This is a genomic window from Actinomadura sp. J1-007 (assembly GCF_009793335.1).
GTDB classification, from domain to species: Bacteria; Actinomycetota; Actinomycetes; order Streptosporangiales; family Streptosporangiaceae; genus Spirillospora; species Spirillospora yumaensis.
This window is the reverse complement of sequence record NZ_WING01000001.1, coordinates 1,811,077-1,832,187: the sequence shown is the minus strand read 5'-3', so window position 1 is coordinate 1,832,187 and position 21,111 is coordinate 1,811,077. Positions and strand designations below refer to the sequence as shown.

The 21,111-nt window shown below is 72.4% G+C and carries 18 protein-coding genes, 1 tRNA gene and 2 pseudogenes; 14 read left to right on the top strand and 7 right to left on the bottom strand.

Annotated elements, in window-relative coordinates; genetic code table 11:
• Nucleotides 1-141: 141 nt before the first annotated feature.
• Nucleotides 142-660: a MarR family winged helix-turn-helix transcriptional regulator gene (locus GEV43_RS08245; RefSeq protein WP_160820167.1), complete on the bottom strand. Its 519-nt coding sequence runs from the start codon at nucleotides 658-660 to the stop codon at nucleotides 142-144.
• 654 nt (nucleotides 661-1,314) lie between these two features.
• Here GEV43_RS08245 and GEV43_RS08240 point away from each other — a divergent pair.
• Nucleotides 1,315-2,133, top strand: coding sequence for a trans-aconitate 2-methyltransferase (locus GEV43_RS08240; RefSeq protein WP_160820166.1), 819 nt, complete (start codon nucleotides 1,315-1,317; stop codon nucleotides 2,131-2,133).
• Between the two features lie 244 nt (nucleotides 2,134-2,377).
• Here the strand turns inward: GEV43_RS08240 and GEV43_RS08235 are convergent, their stop codons facing one another.
• The 3 genes from GEV43_RS08235 to GEV43_RS08225 form a co-directional block, all read right to left on the bottom strand.
• Entirely contained in the window at nucleotides 2,378-2,620 is a 243-nt protein-coding gene (locus GEV43_RS08235) for a hypothetical protein (RefSeq protein ID WP_160820165.1), read from the bottom strand.
• A gap of 216 nt (nucleotides 2,621-2,836) precedes the next feature.
• Nucleotides 2,837-3,655: a TetR/AcrR family transcriptional regulator gene (locus tag GEV43_RS08230; protein WP_309239527.1), complete on the bottom strand. Its 819-nt coding sequence runs from the start codon at nucleotides 3,653-3,655 to the stop codon at nucleotides 2,837-2,839.
• Between the two features lie 58 nt (nucleotides 3,656-3,713).
• Entirely contained in the window at nucleotides 3,714-4,667 is a 954-nt protein-coding gene (locus GEV43_RS08225; RefSeq protein WP_160820164.1) for a fatty acid desaturase, read from the bottom strand.
• A 179-nt stretch (nucleotides 4,668-4,846) separates the two neighbouring features.
• On the opposite strand from GEV43_RS08225, the gene GEV43_RS08220 reads away from it, so the two are divergent.
• The 13 genes and pseudogenes from GEV43_RS08220 (at nucleotide 4,847) to rfbD (ending at nucleotide 18,739) form a co-directional block, all read left to right on the top strand.
• On the top strand, nucleotides 4,847-5,746 hold the full coding sequence (locus tag GEV43_RS08220) for an ADP-ribosylglycohydrolase family protein (RefSeq protein WP_160820163.1): 900 nt from the start codon (nucleotides 4,847-4,849) through the stop codon (nucleotides 5,744-5,746).
• Nucleotides 5,747-5,869: 123 nt separating this feature from the next.
• A tRNA-Gln gene (locus tag GEV43_RS08215) sits at nucleotides 5,870-5,940 on the top strand.
• Nucleotides 5,941-6,143: 203 nt separating this feature from the next.
• On the top strand, nucleotides 6,144-7,628 hold the full coding sequence (glmU, locus tag GEV43_RS08210; RefSeq protein ID WP_160820162.1) for a bifunctional UDP-N-acetylglucosamine diphosphorylase/glucosamine-1-phosphate N-acetyltransferase GlmU: 1,485 nt from the start codon (nucleotides 6,144-6,146) through the stop codon (nucleotides 7,626-7,628).
• Between the two features lie 271 nt (nucleotides 7,629-7,899).
• A complete protein-coding gene (locus GEV43_RS08205; protein WP_160820161.1) occupies nucleotides 7,900-8,880 on the top strand; it encodes a ribose-phosphate diphosphokinase in 981 nt (326 codons plus the stop codon).
• 337 nt (nucleotides 8,881-9,217) lie between these two features.
• Nucleotides 9,218-9,787, top strand: a pseudogene (locus tag GEV43_RS08200) (50S ribosomal protein L25/general stress protein Ctc); the annotation flags it as partial.
• 128 nt (nucleotides 9,788-9,915) lie between these two features.
• Nucleotides 9,916-10,584, top strand: a complete 669-nt coding sequence (gene pth, locus GEV43_RS08195; protein WP_160820160.1) for an aminoacyl-tRNA hydrolase — start codon at nucleotides 9,916-9,918, stop codon at nucleotides 10,582-10,584.
• A 288-nt stretch (nucleotides 10,585-10,872) separates the two neighbouring features.
• Complete coding sequence (locus GEV43_RS08190; RefSeq protein WP_160820159.1) at nucleotides 10,873-12,348, top strand: sugar transferase; 1,476 nt, start codon at nucleotides 10,873-10,875, stop codon at nucleotides 12,346-12,348.
• Nucleotides 12,349-12,451: 103 nt separating this feature from the next.
• Nucleotides 12,452-13,338: pseudogene (locus tag GEV43_RS55910) on the top strand (3'(2'),5'-bisphosphate nucleotidase CysQ); the annotation flags it as partial.
• A 110-nt stretch (nucleotides 13,339-13,448) separates the two neighbouring features.
• A complete protein-coding gene (gene cysD / locus GEV43_RS08180; protein WP_160820158.1) occupies nucleotides 13,449-14,363 on the top strand; it encodes a sulfate adenylyltransferase subunit CysD in 915 nt (304 codons plus the stop codon).
• A gap of 41 nt (nucleotides 14,364-14,404) precedes the next feature.
• Nucleotides 14,405-15,667, top strand: a complete 1,263-nt coding sequence (locus GEV43_RS08175; protein WP_160824388.1) for a sulfate adenylyltransferase subunit 1 — start codon at nucleotides 14,405-14,407, stop codon at nucleotides 15,665-15,667.
• A gap of 191 nt (nucleotides 15,668-15,858) precedes the next feature.
• Complete coding sequence (locus GEV43_RS08170; RefSeq protein WP_160820157.1) at nucleotides 15,859-16,926, top strand: glucose-1-phosphate thymidylyltransferase; 1,068 nt, start codon at nucleotides 15,859-15,861, stop codon at nucleotides 16,924-16,926.
• Nucleotides 16,923-17,906 (top strand): dTDP-glucose 4,6-dehydratase, encoded by a 984-nt coding sequence (gene rfbB, locus GEV43_RS08165; protein ID WP_160820156.1) that lies wholly within the window; start codon nucleotides 16,923-16,925, stop codon nucleotides 17,904-17,906. The genes GEV43_RS08170 and rfbB overlap by 4 nt, the downstream gene beginning before the upstream one ends.
• A complete protein-coding gene (gene rfbD, locus GEV43_RS08160) occupies nucleotides 17,903-18,739 on the top strand; it encodes a dTDP-4-dehydrorhamnose reductase (protein WP_164717181.1) in 837 nt (278 codons plus the stop codon). The genes rfbB and rfbD overlap by 4 nt, the downstream gene beginning before the upstream one ends.
• On the opposite strand, the gene GEV43_RS08155 is transcribed toward rfbD, so the two are convergent.
• From GEV43_RS08155 to GEV43_RS08145, 3 genes are all read right to left on the bottom strand, one after another.
• Nucleotides 18,729-19,784, bottom strand: coding sequence for an anti-sigma factor (locus GEV43_RS08155; RefSeq protein ID WP_160820155.1), 1,056 nt, complete (start codon nucleotides 19,782-19,784; stop codon nucleotides 18,729-18,731). The two genes, rfbD and GEV43_RS08155, sit on opposite strands and share 11 nt — an antisense overlap.
• Complete coding sequence (locus tag GEV43_RS08150; RefSeq protein ID WP_160820154.1) at nucleotides 19,781-20,383, bottom strand: RNA polymerase sigma factor; 603 nt, start codon at nucleotides 20,381-20,383, stop codon at nucleotides 19,781-19,783. Before GEV43_RS08150 ends, GEV43_RS08155 begins: the two co-directional genes overlap by 4 nt.
• Nucleotides 20,384-20,506: 123 nt before the next feature.
• Complete coding sequence (locus GEV43_RS08145) at nucleotides 20,507-21,100, bottom strand: dTDP-4-dehydrorhamnose 3,5-epimerase family protein (RefSeq protein WP_160820153.1); 594 nt, start codon at nucleotides 21,098-21,100, stop codon at nucleotides 20,507-20,509.
• Nucleotides 21,101-21,111: the final 11 nt, after the last annotated feature.

Here is a 21,111-nt window from a genome sequence, read left to right as displayed (position 1 = left end):
AGTAAGGCGGGAATCTGTCGACCTCGTCGGCCGCCGTCGTGGGGATCACCACGGTCTGCCCGAAGATCCCGGCCAGGACCGCGGCAACGATCCGTAGACGCCGCCCAACGAACGCCCCCCGCGCCTCGACCGGAGCGGCGGCTAGGCGGTGGTGGGGCGGGGAGACTCGGCGTCCGCGTCGAACGGGACGAGGATGGTGCGGAGGAGAGCGGCCAGATCGTCGCGCTGCGCGGGGCTGAGCCCGTCGAGGATGGCGTGCTCGCGGTCGAGGAGATCGGCGAACGCGGCGTCCACCCGCCTCTGGCCCGCGGGGGTGAGGCGGACGAGGACACCGCGCTTGTCCTGCGGGTCGGGATGGCGTTCGACGAGACCCGCCGCGGCGAGGCGGTCGATGCGGTTGGTCATCGTGCCCGAGGTGACCAGGGTGGCGTGCAGGAGCCGCCCTGGACTGAGCTGGTAGGGCCGCCCCGCGCGGCGCAGCGCGGTGAGGACGTCGAACTCCCACGGCTCCAGATCGTGGTCGACGAACACCGCGCGGCGCGCCCGGTCGAGATGCCTGGCCAGGCGCGAGACCCGGCTGAGGACCTGCAAGGGCCGAACGTCGAGATCCGGGCGTTCGGTGAGCCACGCCTGGACCAGCCGGTCGACCTCATCCTCCATGACGACAGCCTACCTGTCTCGATATCGAGACGTCTGTCCCGCCAACGACCACACCCAGGACATGGCAAGCAGTGGGCAGCAGACCAGGGATCAGGGGACCAGTGGGCAGGGGACGAGGGGGCGGCGGCAGAGGGCGGGGGCAGAGGGCAGGGGCTGGCGGAACCAGGACGCGGACCAGCAGACGGCGGTCAGCGAACGGCGCAGCAGCGAACGGCGCAGCAGCGGACGGCGGGACTGGGAGCGGCGGGGCAGGGAGCGGCGGGGCAGTAGATGGCGGGTTAGCGGACGGCGGAGTAGCGGACGGTGGGACTGAGGGCGGCGGGGCCAGTGGATGGCGGGTCTGGGGACGGCGGGCCTGAGGACGGCGGGGCGAGGAACGCCGGGGCAGGGGACGGCGGGGCAGGGAACGGCGGGGCAGGGAACGGCAAGGCGGTGGACGGCGGACAGGGCGCGGCCGACAGCCGACAGCCGACAGCCGACAGCCGCTCGCTGCCCGCCCGCCGACAGGCCCTAGCCGACTGGTGCCCGTCGCCAGGCGCCAGTGGGGCGGGGGGCGGGGGCGGACAGAGGGCGGGGGTGAGGGGGCGACATGGGGGCTGGGGTCGGCTGGGGCTGTCTTGACATCAAGATATGGGGCGGGCATCCTGTCTCTTGATGTCAAGACACGCTGGGGCCGCGGCGCGGCCCGCCTGGGATCCGGCGCAGTACGGGGTCTTCGGGGACGAGCGCGGGCGGCCGTTCGCCGATCTCGTGGCCCGGGTGGACCTCGCGGCTCCCGGCTACGTGGTGGACCTCGGGTGCGGGTCGGGCGAGCTCACGGCCGGGCTCGCCGCCCGCTGGCCGGACGCGGTGGTCGACGGGCTCGACAGCTCGGCGGAGATGATCGCCGCCGCCCGCGTGCACGCCATCCCCGGACGGCTCGGCTTCGCGGTCGGCGACGTCGCCGAGTGGCGGCCGTCCCGGCCGGTCGACCTGATCGTCTCCAACGCCGTCCTCCAGTGGGTGCCCGAGCACGTCGAGCTGCTGCCGCGGTGGATCGACGCGCTGGCCCCCGGCGGACGGCTCGCGTTCCAGGTGCCCGGCAACTTCGGCGCGCCCAGCCACGTCGTGCTCCGCGAGCTGTGCCGCTCGCCGCGCTGGCGCGACCGGCTGGCCGGGACCGTGCGGGACGAGCCCGTGCTCGGTCCGGACGGCTACCTGGACCTGCTCGCCCGACTCGGCTGCTCGGTGGACGCCTGGGAGACCACGTACTCCCAGGTGCTCGGCGGCGAAGACCCGGTACTGGAGTGGGTCAAGGGCACCGCCCTCCGCCCGGTACTGGCCGCGCTCGGCCCGGAGGAGACCGAGGAGTTCCTCGGCGTCTACCGGGCCAGGTTGCGCGAGGCGTACCCCGCCGCTCCGTACGGCACCGTCTTCCCGTTCCGGCGCGTGTTCGTCGTGGCGGGACGTGAGGAGCGCGGACGGAGAACCTAGACGGGGTGCCGCCCGCCGTCCGAGGGAAGCGACTCGTTCCCCTGCGGTGTGCCAGCTCGGAGGGCGGGCGGCATCCAGACCGGCCGCGCGGAGCGGCGATCACATGATCGCAGACGCGCGGCCCCGCAGACCCCGGCCTTGCGATCCGAGGCCGGCGACCCCGGCCGGTGGCCGCCCGGACGAACTCCGGACGGCCACCGGTTTGTCGTAGGCGGTCAGTGGTCTGCTGGGGTGATCGGGGTGGTCAGGGGGAGAGGGCGTCGGTCTCCCAGTCGAGCAGGACGTCGTGGAGGCGTCGGAGCAGGCGCCTCAGCTCGTTGATGTGGTCGCGTTGCCGGGCGGCGTCGCGGAACGCGTTGCCCTCGGCGCGGCGCGTGTCCTCCAGGATCCAGAGCGACTCGTCCAGATCGCAGAGGAAGTCGAGCGCGCAGTCGTCGGCGGAGGTGTCGCGGTCGCGGGCGGCGTCCGGGATCCGCCGGGCGATCACCGCCCCCTCCGGCCGCCGGGGCTCCGCGCGGCCCCGCGGGCGCTCTGGAGCGGGAGGCGGGACGGCTCGGGGCGCGGCACCGGGCCAAGGGGGCGGGACGACGTGTTGAGGGGCCGGAACCGGGGATTGGTGATCAAAACGAGCCCTCCTCTCGTGATGGGACGAGAGTAGGGCGGGGGTGTGACAGTTCGTATCCGCGCCGTCGCCGAGGGTGGGTCAGCCCGTGGTCGGGGCCGCGCCGGGGAAGTCGTCGCGGCGGCCCTTGCGCTCGGCGCGCTCGGCCTTCGCGGCGGCCTTCTCCTCGGCCTTCTCGGCCCTGGCGGCGGCCTTCTCCTCGGCCTTCTCCGCCTTCGCCGCGGCCTTCTCGGCGCGCTTGCCCATCCGTTCGAGCTCCTTGCGGCGCCGCCTCGGGTCCAGCGACGGGCGGGGCTCCAGGCCGGACAGGCCGTTCCACGCGAGGTTCACCACGTGCGCGGCGACCTCCTCGCGCTTCGGCTTGCGGACGTCGAGCCACCACTGCCCGGTCAGCGCGACCATCCCGACGAGCATCTGCGCGTACATCGGCGAGAACCTGTCGTCGTACTCGTGCCGGTCGAACTCCTGGGCCAGGATGTGCTCGACCTCCCCGGCGATCTCGCTCAGCAGGCTGGCGTAGCTGCCGGTCCCGGTGCCGCCGTGGGAGTCGCGGACGAGGATGCGGAACCCGTCCGGGCTCTCCTCGATGTACTCCAGCAGGGCGAGGGCGGCCTTCTCCAGCTTGCTGCGGTAGTGGATCGCCGAGTTGAGGGCCTCGGTGACGAGCGCGAGCAGCTTTTCGAACTCGCGGTCGACCACGACGGCGTAGAGGCCCTCCTTGCCTCCGAAGTGCTCGTACACCACGGGTTTGGAGACTCCCGCCGCGGAGGCGATCTCCTCCACCGAGGTGCCGTCCAGGCCACGCTCGGCGAACAGCGTCCGGCCGATCTCCAGGAGCTGCTCGCGTCGTTCCTTGCCGGTCATCCGCTTCCTGCGGGACCGGGGGGCGGGTTCGGTCACGGTCTCAATTGTGGCGTTCACTCGGGCCGTTTCGCATGCGGCGGATGGGACGGGCCGGTCAGACCGGCTGCTTGGCGCGCTTGGCGAGCCTGCCCGTGTCGGGCCAGCGGACATCGTACGCCCAGCCGGCGCGCTCGAACGCCTGGATGACGCGGGCGCTGATGTCGACCTGGCCCTTGAGCACGCCGTGCCGGGCGCAGGTCGGGTCGGCGTGGTGCAGGTTGTGCCACGACTCGCCGAGCGACGGGATCGCGAGCCACCAGACGTTGCGGGACTTGTCGCGGACCTCGAAGTCCTCCTTGCCGAACGTGTGGCAGATCGAGTTGATCGCCCACGTCACGTGGTGCACGAGGGTGATCCGGACGAACCCGGCCCAGAACAGCGCGGTCAGCGCGCCCATCCAGGACATGGTGATCAGGCCGCCGAGCGCGGCGGGCAGCAGGAACGACACGGCGACCAGGCCGGGGAACCAGCGGTGGATCCGGGTGATGTCGCGGTCGTTCAGCAGGTCCTTGGCGAAGCGCGGCTTGGACGTGCGGTTGCTGTTGAACAGCCAGCCGTAGTGGGCCCAGACCAGGCCCTTGGCGAGGGCCTTCCAGTCGTTGCCGAAGCGCCACGGCGAGTGCGGGTCGAACTCCTTGTCGGAGTGCTTGTGGTGGCGGCGGTGGTCGGCGACCCAGGTGATGACGGGTCCCTCCATCGCCAGGCTGCCCGCGATCGCCATGAAGATCTTGAGCGGGCGGCGGGCCTTGAACGAGCCGTGCGTGAAGTAGCGGTGGTAGCCGACCGTGATCCCCGCGGCGGAGATGAAGTAGAACACCGCGGTCAAGACCACGTCGGACCAGCCGAGGAAGCTGCCCCACAGCAGCGGGACCGCCGCGATGAGCGCGACGAACGGCACGCCGGTGAAGACCCCGATGAGCACGCGTTCGGCGTTCCCCCGCGGTTCCGGTTCGATCTCGGGTCGGCCCTGCGGACGCTGGGGAGTGTCGATGGTCGGGGCTGTAGTCATTGCGTCACCACTTCCTGTGCTTGGGACAGCCTTACCTACGCAACCGTAACCTACGGTGGCGTAGGTTGACAGCCATCCCAGCGTAAAATCGGGGGAACCTGTCCCAGGGGCCACAAAGGTCACACTGGGGACAGGGTGGGTGTGACGCCACCGCGCCGGGACGAAGACAGGGAGAAGACATGGCCCTTGCCCAGGATGAACGCCTGGCGCTCGCCTTTCGTTCGCTGACCGGGTTGTCCGTCGGCGACGCCTTCGGCGACCAGTTCTTCCTGCTGCCCAACCGCGGGCTGCCGGCGGCGTCCGCGGTGCCGCCCGGCCCCTGGAACTGGTCGGACGACACGGAGATGGCGTGCTCTGTCATGGCCGTTCTAAACCAGTACGGGCGAATCGACCAGGACGCGCTGGCGGCCTCGTTCGCCGATCACATGGACGTCGGGCGGCGCTACGGGGTCGGCGCGCTGGAGCTGCTGACCCGCATCCGGCGCGGCGACCACTGGCAGCGCGCCTCGCGGGAGCTGTTCGACGGCGGCGGGTCGTACGGCAACGGCGCGGCCATGCGCGTCGCGCCGCTCGGCGCCCACTTCGCCGACGGCCTCGACCGGGCCGCGGCCGAGGCCGTGCTGTCCGCCGAGATCACCCACGCCAACCCCGAGGGCGTGGCGGGCGCCGTCGCGGTCGCGGTGGCCGCCGCCCACGTCGCGTCCCGGCGGGGCGAGCCGGTCGAGCCCGCCGAGGTCATCGAGACCGCGCTCGAACGGACCACGATGGGCGAGTACGTCCGCAAGGGCATGCACCGCTCCCTGCGCCTGCTGGATCGTTCCCCCGAGGAGGCCGCCCGCGAGCTCGGCAACGGTTCGCGCATCTCCGCCCAGGACACCGTGCCGTACGCGCTGTGGGCCGCCGCCACCCGCCTCACCGACTACGAGGCCGCCGTCCGGGCGTGCCCCCTGGTCGGCGGCGACATGGACACCACCGCGGCGATCGTCGGCGGGATCGTCGGGGCCCACCTTCCCGCCGACGCCGTCCCGGCGAGCTGGCTGGAGACCCGCGAGCCGCTCCCCGACTGGCTCGGGCTGTGAACCGGCGGGCGACGCGGGGCGGTGGGCGGTTCGACGGGACGGCGAAATGATGTAGGGACTCCGTGCCCGAGTCGGTATCGTTTGCGGGGGCACTCCGGGCTCGTTCTCGCCAGGGTGCCGCGATCCGGCGTGGTGTAACGGCAGCACGAGGGCTTTTGGTGCCTTGAGTCAGGGTTCGAATCCTTGCGCCGGAGCCTTCATCGCCGCCGCGCGCGAGAAGCCGTCCAACCCGTGCGGGTGACTTGCGACCGGAGGACGGTATCCTTCGGGTGTCGGGCGCGCCACGCCCCTGTCCGGGCGACGTTTGGGCAGGTAGGGGCCCTGTAGGGATACAGAGGCCGTAGGCGCACGGGCCGCGTCCGAGCCGATCCCGTCAGCGATGCCGAGGAGCCTCTCCGTGAGTGCCCGCCGTACACCGGCCGCCGTCGTCGTCCTCGCCGCGGGCGAGGGCACCCGGATGAAGTCCCGTACCTCCAAGATCCTCCACGAGCTGTGCGGGCGCAGCATGCTCGGCCACGTGCTGGCCGCCGCCCGGGCCCTCGAACCCCAGCGGCTCGTCGTGGTCGTCGGGCACCGGCGCGAGCAGGTGGTCGAGCACCTCGCCGAGCGCTTCCCCGAGGCAGAGACGGTCGTCCAGGAACGGCGGGGCGGCACCGGCCACGCGGTGCGGACGGCGCTGGAGCAGATCGGCGAGCTGCGCGGAACGGTCGTGGTGACCAACGGCGACCACCCGCTGCTGCGCGGCGAGACCCTGGCCGCGCTCGTGCGCACGCACGAGGACGAGGGCAACGCGGTCACCGTCCTCAGCACCGAGATGCCCGACGCCACCGGCTACGGCCGCATGATCCGGGCCGCGGACGGCTCGGTCGCCGCGATCGTCGAGCACAAGGACGCCACCGAGGCGCAGCGGGCCGTACACGAGATCAACGTCGGCATGTACGCGTTCGACGGGGCCCTGCTCGCCGGCGCGCTGAAGCGGATCACCACCGACAACGCCAAGGGCGAGGAGTACATCACCGACGCCGTCGCGATCCTGCGCGGCGACGGGCACCGCGCGGGCGCCCACCTCGCCGCCGACTGGGTCGAGACGCAGGGCGTCAACGACAAGGTCCAGCTCGCGCAGGCGCGGCGGCAGCTCAACGACCGGATCCTGGAGGCCCACATGCGGGCCGGGGTCACGATCGTCGACCCCGCCACGACCTGGATCGACGTGGACGTGACCGCCGAGCCCGACGCGGTCGTCCACCCGGGGACGCAGCTGCACGGGTCCACGCACCTCGAAGAGGGCGCCGAGGTCGGCCCCGGCTGCACGCTGACCGACACCCGGGTCGGCGCCGGGGCGACGGTGGTCAACGCCGTCTGCGTCGGCGCGGAGATCGGCCCCGAGGTCTCGGTCGGGCCGTACGCCTACCTGCGCAAGGGCACCCGGCTGGCGCGCAAGGCCAAGGTCGGGACGTACGTGGAGATGAAGAACGCCCAGGTGGGCGAGGGATCGAAGGTCCCGCACCTGACGTACGTCGGGGACGCGGAGATCGGGGCGGGCTCCAACATCGGGGCCAGCTCGGTCTTCGTCAACTACGACGGGGTCGCCAAGCACCGCAGCGTGATCGGCGACCATGTGAAGGTCGGCAGCGACAACATGATCGTCGCGCCGGTGACGGTCGGCGACGGCGCGTACACCGCGGCCGGTTCGGTGATCGTGCAGGACGTGCCGCCGGGGGCGATGGCCGTCGCCCGCGGGCGGCAGCGCAACATCGAGGGCTGGGTCGAACGCCGCCGCGCGGGCACACCCGCGGCGGAGGCGGCCCGCCGGGCCCGCGACGCGGACGGCGACGCGGGCGCCGGCGGCGAGGCGGGCGGCCCGGCCGACGCTGACGGCTGACGGCGGCGGGCCGGCGACGGCCACTGGCAGCCGAGGACGGCGATTGACAACCGCATACCCGCCGGCAGGCGGGGCGTGAGGGGACCGGGGCCCGACCGGTTCCGTCCCCTCGCGCGCACAGACTGCCCCGTCCCATGGCGGGGTTGTGGCGGGACAGCGCCGTCCCCCCACGAGCAACAGGCAACCCGCGCGTCGCGACTCTTGCGGTGCGCGGGGAGTGGGGACAACACCCCACGACAAGCGCAGTTCCATTGAGGGGGAGTTGTCAGAGGTGAGTGGGATCAAGGCGAGTGGCCAGAAGAAGCTCATGCTCTTCACCGGCCGAGCCCACCCGGACCTGGCCAAGGAAGTAGCCGACAACCTCCACGTCGACCTCACGCCGACGTCCGCGTACGACTTCGCCAACGGTGAGACCTTCGTACGCTTCCTGGAGTCGGTGCGCGGCTCCGACGCGTTCGTGATCCAGAGCCACACGGCTCCCATCAACCAGTGGATCATGGAGCAGCTCATCATGGTGGACGCGCTCAAGCGGGCGTCCGCCAAGCGGATCACCGTGGTGGCGCCGTTCTTCGGCTACGCCCGGCAGGACAAGAAGCACCGCGGGCGCGAGCCGATCTCGGCGCGGCTGATGGCCGACCTGTTCAAGACCGCGGGCGCCGACCGGCTGATCACCGTGGACCTGCACACCGCGCAGATCCAGGGCTTCTTCGACGGCCCGGTCGACCATCTGTTCGCGCTGGACCTGCTGGCCTCGCACTTCGAGAGCCGGCTGGACACCTCGCAGGTGACGGTCGTCGCGCCGGACGCGGGCCGGGTGCGGGTCACCGAGCGGTGGAGCGACCGGCTCGGCGGCGTCCCGATGGCGATCATCCACAAGAAGCGCGACCCGGACGTGGCCAACGAGGTCAAGGTGTTCGACGTGGTCGGCGAGGTCGAGGGCCGCACCTGCGTGGTGGTCGACGACATGATCGACACCGGCGGGACGATCGTCAAGGCGGCCGACGCCCTGTTCGACCACGGCGCCTCCCGGGTCGTGGTCGCGGCGACGCACGGCGTGCTGTCGGGCCCGGCCGTGGACCGGTTGAAGAACTCCCGGATCTCCGAGGTGGTGCTGACCAACACCCTGCCGATCCCGGAGGAGAAGCAGTTCGACAAGCTGACCGTCCTGTCGATCGCGCCGCTCGTCGCGCGCGCGATCAACGAGGTCTTCAGCGACGGCTCGGTCACGAGCCTGTTCGGCGGCCACAGCTAAAAGCGGTTGGAGCGTGGCCGGGACCGTCCAAGGGGCGCTCCCGGCCACACTCGTTTCCCGCGCGTCCGCGACGCGGGCGGGGGCGCGGGCGCGGGATGGGAAGTCGCGCGTCCGCGACGCGGGGCGGGCGGTGGTGGGCGCTCGCGGGCGCGGGACGGGGCACCCGTTGTGTTTCGGGCGCGCGGCTATCGGCTAGACTTGTTCAATCCGCGTATGCCCCGGGTCGTTCAGTGCGGTTCCAGCATCGGTCCCGCACTCCCCGGGGAACGCAAAGAATCTTCGAGGCGCCTGACGCGTCGAGCATCGCCTGATTCGCTCTGTCCGTAGCGGACGTCCAATGCCGGACGGCCGTGGATCGCAACAACGAGGAGTTTTCGCCGTGTCCGAGGTACGCATTGCCGCCGAGCCGCGCACCGAGTTCGGTAAGGGTGCCGCGCGGCGCACCCGCCGGGCCGGCAAGGTGCCCGCCGTCCTCTACGGTCACGGCACCGACCCCCAGCACATCTCCCTGCCCGGCCACGAGCTGATGCTCGCCCTCAAGACCCCCAACGTGCTGCTCACGATCGAGGGCGTCGGCTCCGGCAACGAGCTCGCGCTGCCCAAGGACGTCCAGCGCGACCCGATCAAGGGCTTCCTGGAGCACGTCGACCTGCTGCTGGTCAAGCGCGGCGAGAAGGTCACGGTCGACCTGCCGATCAACGTCACCGGCGACGTGGTGGCGGGCGGCCGGCTCGTCCAGACCGAGGTCCAGATCTCCGTCGAGACCGAGGCCACCCACATCCCCGAGTCCGTCGAGCTCGACATCGACGGGCTGGAGATCGACTCGCAGGTCCTGGCCAAGGACCTCAAGCTTCCCTCCGGCACCACGCTGGCCGCCGACGACGAGATCCTGATCGCCCAGATCGTGGACGCCACCATCTCCACCGAGCCGGCCGAGGCCGAGGAGGAGGAGGCCCCGAGGGCGAGGGCGCCGAGGGCGAGGGCGAGACCGCCGCCGAGTAGGTCCGGGCCGGGTTCTCCCGCACGTGTGCATCGATGGCCCTCGCCGGCGCGCCGGCGAGGGCCATCGCCCGTCGGGCGGCCCCGGAGCAGCGGGAAGGGGACGAGACGGTGGGCACGGATCTGTGGCTGGTCGTCGGGCTCGGCAACCCGGGGCCGTCGTACGCGGGCAACCGGCACAACGCGGGCTTCATGGTGCTCGACGTCCTCGCCGAACGGGCGGGCGGGCGGTTCAAGACGCACCGGGCGCGGGGCGCCGCGACGCGCGCCGAGGTGCTGGAGGGACGGGTCGCGGGCGAGCGCGTCGTCCTGGCCAAGCCGCGCACCTACATGAACGAGTCGGGCGGCCCGGTGCGCGGGCTCCGCGACTTCTACAAGGTCCCGACCGAACGGCTCGTCGTCGTGCACGACGAGCTCGACATCCCGTTCGGGGCGCTGCGGCTGAAGCGGGGCGGCGGCGACAACGGCCACAACGGCCTGCGCTCCATCACCCGGTCGCTCGGCGGTGACAAGGAGTACCTGCGGGTCCGGTTCGGCGTGGGACGGCCGCCGGGGCGCATGGACCCCGCCGCGTTCGTCCTCAAGGACTTCGCGGCGGTCGAGCGCAAGGAGCTGCCGCTCGACGTCGACCGCGCGGCCGACGCGGTCGAGGCGCTGCTGACGTCCGGGCTCGATGCGGCGCAGAACACGTTCCACGCCTCCTGACAAGGGCACAACCCCGGCGGTACCCGGCGACAATCGTGCCTCTCGGGAGGGGATCGGCACCGGTATGCGCGAATGGCACCCTGAAGCACGGCGCTCCGCCGCGGCCCGGTCCGGAACGGCCGAAGACGGCGTCCTGACCGTGTCAATGGCCCTACGGTCGTGGGGGAGCGATCGTAAGATGCATCACAAAAGGGGTTCAAGGGACATGTGAACCTCGGGTGCCGCTCGCACGTCTTCGAGGTGGAATACACGTGTCGGGAGACGCGAGTCAGGAGTTGGTGAGCGTGTATGGCCGTCGTTGACAAGGTCCGAGCCGAGACGGCGGCGGGTCCTGGGCAACGGCGCCTCGGCGCGACCAACTGGAGCGGATGGTACCGCCGGCTCGCGGGCGGGCTCGACTTCCTGAGCATGCTGATGGCCGGCGTCATCGCGTTCGTGCTGCGCTTCCCCGGCATCCCCGGCCAGCCGACGGTGCCCTACGTCGCGCTGACGGTGGCGCTGCCGGTGCTGTGGCTGCTCACGCTGATGCTGTGCCGGGCGTACCAGCCCCGCTACATCGGCGTCGGCTACGAGGAGTTCCACCGGGTGCTGCGCGCCGGGTTCGTCCTCACCGCGTCCGTCGCGATCCTGGCGTACGCCACCAAGACCGAGGTCGCGCGCGGGTACGTGGTGATGGCGCTGCCGTTCGGCACGTTCCTCAACCTGGTCGCGCGCTACCGGCTGCGCAAGTGGCTGCACCGCAGGCGCTGGAACGGCGACTGCATGCGCAGGGTCGTGGCGGTCGGGCACCGCACGTCGGTCGCCGACCTGATCAAGCTGCTGCGGCAGAAGCGCTACCACGGGATGGACATCGCCGCGGTGTGCCTGCCGCCCGCGCTGACCCGCGGCGACGACGCGGTCGGCGAGGTCGAGGGCGTTCCGGTGCTCGGCGACTTCGGGCAGGCCGCGGCGGTCGCCGACCGGATCGGCGCCGACTCGGTCGCGGTGCTCGCCTGCCCCGAGATGGACGGCGTCGCGCTGCGCCGGCTCGCCTGGCAGATCGAACGCGACGACGTCGAGCTGGTCGTCGCGCCCGCGCTGATGGACGTGACGGGCCCGCGCATCTCGATCCGCCCGGTGTCGGGGCTGCCGCTGCTGCACGTCGAGCACCCGGAGCTGGAGGGCGGCCGCAAGGTCTTCAAGACGCTGTTCGACCGCATCGGCGCGCTCGCCGGGCTGGTCGCGCTCAGCCCGCTGCTGCTGATCGTCGCGGTCCTGATCAAGGTGACCAGTTCCGGCCCGGTGATGTTCCGGCAGACGCGGGTGGGGCGCGAGGGCCGCGAGTTCACCGTGCTGAAGTTCCGCACGATGGTGCAGGACGCCGAGGCCCGCAAGGACGGGCTGCTGGAGCGCAACGACAACGACGGCGTGCTGTTCAAGATCAAGAGTGATCCGCGGGTCACCCGGGTCGGCCGCACGCTGCGCCGCTACTCGCTGGACGAGCTGCCCCAGCTGTTCAACGTGCTGCGCGGCGACATGTCGCTGGTCGGCCCGCGCCCGCCGCTGCCGGAGGAGGTCGCCCAGTACGGCGGCGACGTCTACCGGCGCCTCGCGGTGCGGCCGGGGCTGACCGGGCTGTGGCAGGTGAGCGGGCGCTCCGACCTGACCTGGGAGGAATCGGTGCGGCTCGACCTGCGTTACGTCGACAACTGGTCGCTCGCCATGGATCTCCAGATCATGTGGAAGACCTGGTCGGCGGTGTTCCGCGGCTCGGGCGCGTACTGACGCGCCCGCCGGCCGGCCGGCGGCACCCTGACGAGGTACGGCGCCCGGTGTGCATGAGAATGTATACCGAACAGATCTGCCGAGTCGGGAATGTGATCAAGGGATGACCGAACATCCGGGAGACGGCGCGGGCGACCACGCCCTCGCCGGCGAGCTCGCCGAGGCCGCGGGCCGGCTCCTGCTGGACGTGCGCGCCGAGGTCGGCTTCGCCGACGCGCGGGCCCTGAAGGACACCGGCGACCTGCGGGCGCACGAGTACCTGATGGCGGCACTGCGCGAGCGCTGTCCGGACGACTCGGTCCTGTCGGAGGAGGGCCGGGCGTCCGTCGCCGGGAAGCGGTCCCGCGGCGGCGCCGACCGCGCCCCCACCGGCAACACCGGCGACGAGGCCCGGCTCGCGGCCGAACGCGTCTGGATCATCGACCCGCTCGACGGCACCCGGGAGTTCTCCGAGGAGGGCCGCCGCGACTGGGCCGTCCACGTGGCGCTCTGGGAGCGGGGACGGCTCGCCGCGGGCGCGGTCGCCCTGCCCGCGCAGGGGCTGACGCTCCGTACGGCCGCTCCGGGCGGCGCGCTGCTCGTCCGCGACGGGAGCGCGGGCGTCCCGCACCGCGAGACGGTGCTGAAGGCGCCCGCCCCGAGGACGGCAAGCTGCGCATCGCCGTGAGCCGCACCCGGCCCCCCGCGTTCGTCGAGGAGCTCGCCAAGCGGCTCGCCCTGGACGTGGAGCTGGTGCCGATCGGGTCCGCCGGGGCGAAGATCTCCGCGGTGCTGCTCGGCGAGGTCGACGCCTACGTCCACGCGGGCGGCCAGTACGAGTGGGACTCGGCCGCCCCGGCGGCCGTGGCCGCGGCCGCCGGGGCGCACGCGTCCCGCGTGGACGGGAGCCCGCTGGTCTACAACCGGAGGGACCCGAGGCTGCCGGATATCCTGGTGTGCCATCCGGTGTCGGCATCGACGCTGCTGACCGGCATCCGGGACGTGAGCGACCACCTGCCCGACTGAACCGGGCGAACGACAACGGGCCTGACCGAACGGGCGGAACCGTCCCGGGCGCCCCCGCCGCGTCCGCGACAGAGCGTGGAGAGAAGCCACAGACCATGCAGCGCTGCGATTACCTGCTGTCACAGCTAGACGTCCTCGAAGCCGAGTCGATCCACATCATCCGGGAGGTGGCCGCCGAGTTCGAGCGGCCGGTGCTGCTGTTCTCCGGGGGCAAGGACAGCATCGTGATGCTGCGCCTGGCCCAGAAGGCGTTCTGGCCGGCGCCGATCCCGTTCCCCGTCATGCACGTCGACACCGGGCACAACTTCCCCGAGGTGATCGAGTTCCGCGACCGCCGCGTCGCGGCGCTCGGCGTCCGCCTGGTGGTCGCGTCGGTGCAGGACTCGATCGACAGCGGGCGGGTGGTGGAGGAGACCGGACGGCGCGCGAGCCGCAACCGGCTCCAGACGACCACCCTGCTCGACGCGATCGAGGAGCACGAGTTCGACGCCGCGTTCGGCGGGGCCCGCCGGGACGAGGAGAAGGCCCGCGCCAAGGAGCGCGTCGTGTCGTTCCGCGACGAGTTCGGGCAGTGGGACCCCAAGAACCAGCGGCCCGAGCTGTGGAACCTGTTCAACACCAAGATCAAGCGCGGCGAGCACGTGCGGGTCTTCCCCCTGTCCAACTGGACCGAGCTCGACATCTGGGACTACATCCGCCGCGAGGAGCTGGAGCTGCCCGGCATCTACTTCGCGCACACGCGGACGGTGTTCGAGCGCGACGGGATGCTGCTGGCCGACCTGCCGTACGCCAACCGGGGCGAGGACGAGCCCGCGTTCGAGGCGACGGTCCGCTACCGGACGGTCGGCGACGCGTCCTGCACGGGCGCGGTCAAGTCGAACGCCGCGACGCTGGACCAGGTGATCGAGGAGATCGCGGCGACCCGGATCACCGAGCGCGGCCAGACCCGCGCCGACGACCGGGCGAGCGAGGCCGCGATGGAGGACCGCAAGAAGGAGGGCTACTTCTGATGGACGCGCCGGAGCAGCCTGGCGGGCAGCCGCTCAAGAACATGGACATCCTGCGGTTCGCGACCGCCGGCTCGGTGGACGACGGCAAGTCGACGCTGATCGGGCGGCTGCTGTTCGACTCCAAGTCGATCTTCGAGGACCAGCTGGAGTCGGTGGAGCGCACCTCCGCCGACCGGGGCGAGGAGTACACCAACCTCGCGCTGCTGACCGACGGCCTGCGCGCCGAGCGCGAGCAGGGCATCACGATCGACGTGGCGTACCGCTACTTCGCGACGCCGCGCCGCAAGTTCATCATCGCCGACACCCCCGGGCACATCCAGTACACCCGCAACATGGTGACCGGGGCGTCCACCGCCGACCTGGCGATCATCCTGGTGGACGCGCGCAAGGGCATCCTGGAGCAGTCGCGGCGGCACGCGTTCCTGACCACGCTGCTGAAGGTCCCGCACCTGGTGGTGGCGGTCAACAAGATGGACCTGGTCGGCTACGACCGGGGCGTGTACGAGTCGATCGTCGACGAGTTCACCGCGTTCGCCTCCAAGCTGGAGGTCGGCGACCTGACGTTCATCCCGATCTCGGCGCTGCACGGCGACAACGTGGTCGAACGCTCGGTCAACATGCCCTGGTACGACGGGTCGTCGCTGCTGCACCACCTGGAGCACGTGCACATCGCGTCCGACCGCAACCTGATCGACGTGCGGTTCCCGGTGCAGTACGTGATCCGGCCGCACGCCTCCACCGACCCCGAGCTGCACGACTACCGCGGCTACGCGGGCCAGGTCGCGGGCGGCGTGCTGAAGCCGGGCGACGAGGTGGTGCACCTGCCGTCCGGGCTGACCACCACGATCACCCACATCGACGGGCCGAACGGCCCGCTCCAGGAGGCGTACCAGCCGATGTCGGTGACGCTGCGGCTCGCCGACGACATCGACATCTCCCGCGGGGACATGATCGCCCGGCCGGGCAACCGCCCGGAGGTCGCGCAGGACCTCGACGCGATGGTGTGCTGGACGACGCCCGACCGCGAGCTCGTACCGCGGATGAAGCTGGTGATCAAGCACACGACCCGTACCGCGCGGGCCATGGTCAAGGACCTCAACTACCGGCTGGACGTCAACACCCTGCACCGCGACGAGGGGGCGACGGCGCTCGGGCTGAACGAGATCGGCCGGGTCAGCCTGCGCGTGACCCAGCCGCTGTTCGTGGACGACTACGGCCGCAACCGGCTGACCGGCGGGTTCATCCTGATCGACGAGGCGACCAACAACACGGTCGGCGCGGGCATGATCACCGGCGCGCGGTAGCCGGGCGGTCGCCGTCCGGAAGGCGGGCCCGGTCCGCGGTGGACCGGCCGGTCCCGCCGGGGACCAGGACCGGCCACGCCCGGCGTCGGCGCCTGTCAGGTGCCGGTAATGTCGGGACCGACCCGGCACTGGCCCATCTGGAGCCCCTTTGAACCAGACCGTCCCCCGGACCCGTCCTTCCGGGAGATCCCGTGAAGGCCCTCGTGCTGGCGGGCGGCGCCGGCTCGCGGCTCCGCCCGATCACGCACACCTCCGCCAAGCAGCTCGTCCCCGTCGCCAACAAGCCCGTGCTGTTCTACGGCCTGGAGGCGATCCGCGAGGCGGGCATCCGCGAGGTCGGCATCGTCGTCGGCGACACCGCGCGCGAGATCGAGGACGCGGTCGGCGACGGCTCGGCGTTCGGCCTGGAGGTGACCTACCTCCCGCAGGACGCCCCGCGCGGCCTCGCGCACGCCGTGCTCATCGCCCGCGAGTACCTCGGCGACGACGACTTCGTGATGTACCTCGGCGACAACTTCGTCGTCGGCGGCATCGGCGACCTGGTGGCGCGGTTCCGGGCCGAGCGGCCGGAGGCGCAGATCATGCTGACCCGGGTCTCGGACCCGCGCGCGTTCGGGGTGGCCGAGCTCGACGGCGGCGGACGGGTGGTCGGGCTGGAGGAGAAGCCCGAGCGCCCGAAGAGCGACCTCGCGCTCGTCGGCGTCTACCTGTTCGGCCCGGCGGTGCACGAGGCCGTCGCGCGGCTGAAGCCGTCCTGGCGGGACGAGCTGGAGATCACCGACGCGATCCAGTGGCTGATCGACCACGGCCGCCGGGTCGAGTCCACGGTGATCACCGGCTACTGGAAGGACACCGGCAACGTCACCGACATGCTGGAGGTCAACCGGCTGGTGCTGGAGGGCGTCGAGCCGTCGGTGCGGGGCGAGGTGGACGAGGCGAGCGAGCTGATCGGCCGGGTCGTGGTGGAGGCCGGCGCGTCGGTCGCCGGGTCCCGGATCGTCGGGCCGGTGATCGTCGGGGCGGGCTCGCGGGTCCGCGACTCCTACCTCGGCCCGTTCACCTCCATCGACCGGGACTGCTCGGTCATCGACAGCGAGATCGAGTACTCGATCGTGCTGCGCGGCGCGTCCATCGACGGCGTCGGCCGCGTCGAGTGCTCGCTCATCGGGCGCGAGGCGCAGGTGACGCCGGCCCCCCGGGTGCCGAAGGCGCACCGGCTCGTACTGGGAGACCACAGCAAGGTGCAGATCAGCAAATGACGCGGATACTGGTGACAGGCGGGGCCGGGTTCATCGGGTCGCACTACGTGCGCGAGCTGGTGACCGGCGGGTACGCCGAGTGGGCGGGCGCCGAGGTGACGGTGCTGGACCGCCTCACGTACGCGGGCAACCTCGCCAACCTGGAGCCGGTCGAGGGCGGCTTCACGTTCGTGCGCGGCGACGTCTGCGACGCGGAGCTGCTGGCCGAGGTGGTCCCGGGCCACGACGTGGTGGTCAACTTCGCGGCCGAGTCGCACGTGGACCGGTCGATCGCGAGCGCCGGCGAGTTCGTCCGCACGAACGTGCTCGGCGTGCAGACGCTGATGCAGGCGTGCCTGGACGCCGGGACGCCGCGGGTCGTGCAGGTCTCGACGGACGAGGTGTACGGCAGCGTCGAGGAGGGCTCGTGGGACGAGTCGGCCCCGCTCGCGCCCAACTCGCCGTACTCGGCGGCCAAGGCGGGCGGCGACCTGATCGCGCTGTCGTACTTCCGGACGCACGGGCTGCCCGTCAGCGTCACGCGGTGCGGCAACAACTACGGGCCGTACCAGTACCCGGAGAAGGTCGTCCCGCTGTTCATCACGAACCTGCTGGACGGGCTGACGGTGCCGCTGTACGGCGACGGCGGGAACGTGCGCGACTGGATCCACGCGGCCGACCACTGCCGCGGCATCCAGCTCGTCGCCGAGCGCGGCGCGCCCGGCGAGGTCTACCACATCGCCGGGACGGCGGAGCTGACCAACCTGGAGCTCACCCAGCGGCTGCTGGACGCGCTCGGCGCGGGCTGGGACCGCGTCGAGCGGGTCACCGACCGCAAGGGCCACGACCGCCGCTACTCGCTGTCGGACGCGAAGCTGAGGGCGATGGGCTACGCGCCGCGCGTCCCGTTCGAGGAGGGGCTGGCCGAGACCGTGCGCTGGTACGAGACGTCGCGGCAGTGGTGGGAGCCGCTCAAGAAGCGCGCGGGGGACGCCCGGTGACCTGGCTGATCACGGGTGCGGGCGGGATGCTCGGCACCGACCTCGCGGCGCGGCTGGACGGCGCGGTCGCGCCGACCCGCGCCGAGCTGGACGTGCGCGACGAAGCGGCCGTGCGGGCGTTCCTGCGCGAGCACCGGCCGGAGGCCGTGGTCAACTGCGCGGGCTGGACGGCCGTGGACGACGCCGAGGCGAACGAGGACGCGGCGCTCGCCGTCAACGGCGCCGCCGTGGCGGGGCTCTCGGCGGCGTGCGCGGAGGCGGGGGCCACGTTCGTCCAGGTCTCGACCGACTACGTCTTCGACGGGTCCGCCACCGAGCCGTACGCCGAGGACGCGCCCACCGACCCGGTGAACGCCTACGGCCGCACGAAGCTCGCGGGCGAACGGGCCGTCCTGGAGTCCGGCGGCGGCTACGTGGTGCGGACCGCGTGGCTGTACGGCGCGCACGGCGGCAACTTCGTCCGGACGATGATGCGGCTCGCGGCCGAGCGGGACACCGTGGACGTCGTGGACGACCAGATCGGGCAGCCGACGTGGACGGGGGACCTCGCCGACCAGATCGTTACGCTCGTCCGGTCGGACGCGCCGTGGGGCGTCTACCACGGCACGAACGGCGGGCGCACGTCCTGGCACGGGCTCGCGCGCGAGGTCTTCGGCCTCCTCGGCCTCGACCCCGACCGGGTGCGGCCGACGACGAGCGACCGGTTCCCGAGGCCCGCACCCCGGCCCGCGTTCAGCGTGCTCGGCCACGACCGGTGGGCCAAGGCGGGCCTCGCGCCCATGCGGGACTGGCGCGAGGCCCTGCACGCGGCCTGGCCCGTCCTCAGCCCTTGAGCAGGGCCGTGGTCGCGATCGCGTCGGCGTCGCAGCCGAGCCCGGCGAACGGCCCCTCCGGCGGGCCGCCGGACGGCAGCCGGGACCCGTCGCCGAACGGGCCGCCGGACGGCAGTCCGGAGGGCGCGCCCCCGGCCGGTGCGCCTCCGGGGACGTTGACGCCCTGAGGCGTGCTCTGCTGGACCGTCCTGGCCCGCAGCGTCCCGTCCTGGCCGAGGGCGCCGACGGCGACGGTGAACGCGCCCTTGCGCAGCCCGCCCGGTCCGGTCTCCTCCTGCTTGGTCACCTTGGTCGAACGCGACGTTCCGACGTGCACCGCCGAACGCCCGGTGCCGACGGTGAAGCCGTCCGGGCCGACCTTGGAGACCGCGCCCATCGCGGTGCCGTTGCGGGCCATCAGCCGTGCGGGGTCGAGGCCGGGCATGCCCTTCGGCAGGCTGGGCGGCTTCGGTGGCGTGACCGAGCGGGGCAGCACGGCGACGCTCTCCGCCGTGACGCCGCGCCGCGTTCCCCCGCCCTGGACGACGACCTGGGCGCCGACGGTGACGTCGGACAGGGACCCGGAGACCGTGTGGGTGATCTTGGCTCCCGCGGCGGACGCCCTGACCGGCTTCCCCTTGCCGGTGTCCAGGACGAGCTCGGAGCCGTTCACCGAGCGCAGCGTCCCGGCGGCGACCTTGAGCTGCGCGCACTCGGTGGCGGCGAGCCCGGCCGCGGCCGCCGCCGTCGGGCGCTCGCCCGGCCGCGGGTTCGTGCCGCCGTCCGTGACCGCGGAGAGGCCGTAGGCGGCGGCGCCGATCGCGGCGACGGCCGCCGCCGAGGCGAGGACCGTCCGGCGCCGGTGCCGCTGCGGGGCGTCGATGGCCGCGAGGGTCCGTTCGAGGACGTGCGGCGGGGGCTCGGCCGCCAGCACGTCCAGGCCGTCCGCCACGGCCTGCCACCGGCGCAGCTCGGCGCGGCAGGCGGGGCATGTCGCGGCGTGCTCCGGCGGAACGGACCGGCCGTCCACGCACGCGGCCATCTCGTCCAGTGTCAGGTGGGTCATCGCGCGTACCCCTTCTCGCTCAGCTCGCGCGCCAGCGCGCCGCGGGCGGCGGACAGGCGGCTCTTCACGGTCCCGAGCGGGACCTCCAGGACGTCGGCGGCCTCGGCGAGCGTGAGACCGGCGCCGAACACCGTCTCCAGCACCTCGCGGTGGGCCGCGCCGAGCCGGGTGATGGCGTGCGCGACGGCCGTCGCCTCCGCGCGTTCCAGCGCGACGTCCTCGGGCCCGGGGCCGGTCGCGGGCCGTTCCTCCAGTGCGTCCGCCGCGACGATTCGGGGACGGCGCCTGCGCAGCCGGTCCCGGGCCTGCCGGCGCGCGATCGAGATGATCCACGAACGGACCCGCGAGCGCCCCTCGAACGACGCCGCGCCCTTCCAGACCGCGAGCATCGTGTCCTGGAGCACCTCCTCGCCGAGGCCGCGGTCGCCGACGACCAGGCTGATCTGGGCGAGCACCGCCCCGCCGTGCCGCCGGTACAGCGCGACGAGCGCCGTCCGGTCCCCCTCGGCGACGCGGGCGAGGAGCCCCTCGTCGTCGTCCTCGTGGGGCGGGCTCACCCGCCGTACCGCCAACGGCGGTGTTCGTTCCTCACCGCTCATCACCTCCACGTGCCACCTCCTGGAAGAGACCCGCTACATCGACTAGGTAGCGGTCCGCGGCAGGAGGGTTCGCGTGGCCGGCGCCGTTCCCGGTGGAACGGGCCCACTCTCGGTGGAACGGGCCTACAGGGCGAGCTTGGCGTAGTAGTCCAGGCACTCCTGGTAGTCGGGCAGGAGGCCGGAGGCGCGCGCCTCGGCGAGCGAGGGGGCGGCGGCGTCCTTGTCCGACAGGATCGGCGTGACCTCTTCAGGCCACGCGATGGCCAGGTCCGGGTCCAGCGGGTGGACGCCGTGCTCGCGGTCCGGGCTGTACGGCTCGGAGCACAGGTAGATCACCGTCGCGTCGTCGGTGAGCGCCATGAACGCGTGCCCGAGCCCTTCGCCCACGTAGAGGCACCGGCGGCTCGCGTCGTCGAGCCGTACCGCCTCCCACTGGGCGTACGTGGGGGAGCCGACCCGCAGGTCCACGACGACGTCGAGGACCGCGCCCCGCAGGCAGGTGATGTACTTCGCCTGGCTCGGCGGCACGTCGGCGAAGTGCACCCCGCGCAGCGCGCCGCGCGACGAGATCGAGCAGTTCGCCTGCGCGAGGTTCAGGTCGTGGCCGGTCTGCTTGCGCAGTTCGTCGCTCCGGAACCACTCATGGAACGAGCCGCGTCCGTCACCGTGGATGCGCGGAGAGAACGAAAAAGCACCTTTGATGCTGAGTGGGTCCACATGCGCAAGAA